The sequence below is a fragment of the Bradyrhizobium sp. SZCCHNRI20481 genome (assembly GCF_032485055.1).
Taxonomy (GTDB): Bacteria; Pseudomonadota; Alphaproteobacteria; order Rhizobiales; family Xanthobacteraceae; genus Bradyrhizobium.
Window position 1 is genome coordinate 1 of record NZ_JAUEUE010000039.1, and the last position, 1,605, is coordinate 1,605.

Annotated in this window: 1 protein-coding gene; it reads left to right on the plus strand. The window is 61.9% G+C overall.

The genetic code is table 11. The features are described from left to right. Positions 1–144 precede the first annotated feature (144 nt). The gene (locus QX132_RS32990) at positions 145–1,521 is read left to right on the plus strand and encodes an IS30 family transposase (protein ID WP_315715219.1); all 1,377 of its coding nucleotides are present in this window, start codon (positions 145–147) and stop codon (positions 1,519–1,521) included. Positions 1,522–1,605: the final 84 nt, after the last annotated feature.

Here is a 1,605-nt window from a genome sequence, read left to right on the forward strand (position 1 = left end):
GGCGTTGCTGATGAGCTGCCTGCGGGTGATGGGGGCAAGACAGCCGGTCCCCAGGGAGATCGCGTATAAATCGTAAAGCCATCGCGCAGGGAGGGCCGGGGGCGGATTCAATTGGTCGTCGCAACACTCGATGAGGAGGTTGCGATGGGCATTCGAAAGAAACGGTCAACGCGGGGCAAGCTGGGATCATTGGGGCGCCCACCAGTTGCGGGGCGTGCGGAACAGCAGAAATTTTGGCGTGGGATTGCCGCTGGGTTGAACAGCGAGAATGCTGCGCTGGCTGCTGGATTATCGGATGCTGTCGGCCCCCGATTATTTCGAAAAGCGGGCGGCGTGGCACCGGCAATGTTCCGACCTTCAGCGAAGCCGCTCTCCGGACGGCACCTCTCTTTTTCTGAGCGCGAAGAGATTGCGCTGCTGAATGCGCAGCGCCATTCTGTACGAGAGATAGCGCGGCGTCTCAATCGATCTCCCTCGACCATCTCCCGTGAACTCGATCGCAATGCGGCCACGCACGGCGGCAAGATGGCCTATCGGGCGACGGCCGCCCAGTGGCATGCAGATCGATCGGCCCGGCGTCCTAAGCCGAGCAAGCTTGCAAGCAACGCCGCCTTGCGCGCTTATGTTGAAGAGCGGCTTGCAGGGTTTGTCGCACCTCCAGGCGGCGTTCGGCGGAAGGCCGGTCGTGCGGGCTCTAGCCAGGATCAGGGGTGGACGAAAGCGTGGAGTCCCGAGCAGATTGCCCGGCGCTTGCCGATCGACTTCCCGGATGACGAGGCGATGCGCATCAGCCACGAAGCCATTTACCAGGCGCTTTTTGTTCAGGGCCGAGGAGCGCTGAAACGCGAGTTGTCGTCCTGTTTGCGAACGGGACGTGCGCTGCGCGTGCCCCGAGCGCGTACGCGGAAGCGCAGCAAAGGCTTCATATCGCCAGAGATCATGATCAGTGAGCGTCCGGCCGAAGTCGCGGATCGAGCTGTGCCGGGACATTGGGAAGGAGATCTGATCGTCGGCTCCGCCAGCTCGGCAATCGGCACGCTGGTCGAACGCAGCACGCGGTTTACAATGCTCCTGCACCTTCCACGGCTGCCGGGGTTTGACGATGGCCCACGTACGAAGGATGGGCCTGCGCTCTCCGGACACGGAGCTGAAGCGGTACGCGATGCGATCACGCGCACCATCGTCACCTTGCCCAAAGAACTCCGCCGCTCGCTAACCTGGGATCAGGGGACCGAAATGGCTCAACACAGTGACCTCAAGATCGATACAGACCTTCAGATCTACTTCTGCGATCCAAGAAGCCCCTGGCAACGTGGCACGAACGAGAACACGAATGGCCTGCTGCGGCAGTACTTCCCGAAAGGTACCGATCTGAGCGTCTACGATGCTGACGAGATCGCCGCCGTGGCCGCAGCGCTCAATTCCCGACCGAGAAAGACGCTAGGATGGAAAACTCCAGCAGAAGCGCTTGACGAGCTGCTGTCACGAATGAAAACACTTGGTGTTGCGACCACCGCTTGAGCCCGCCTCCCGGCATTCCCCGCGCGATGGTTGGGCGGCTTATACGTCCTCTCCCCGGGGACCGGCTGTCTTGCCCCCGTCACG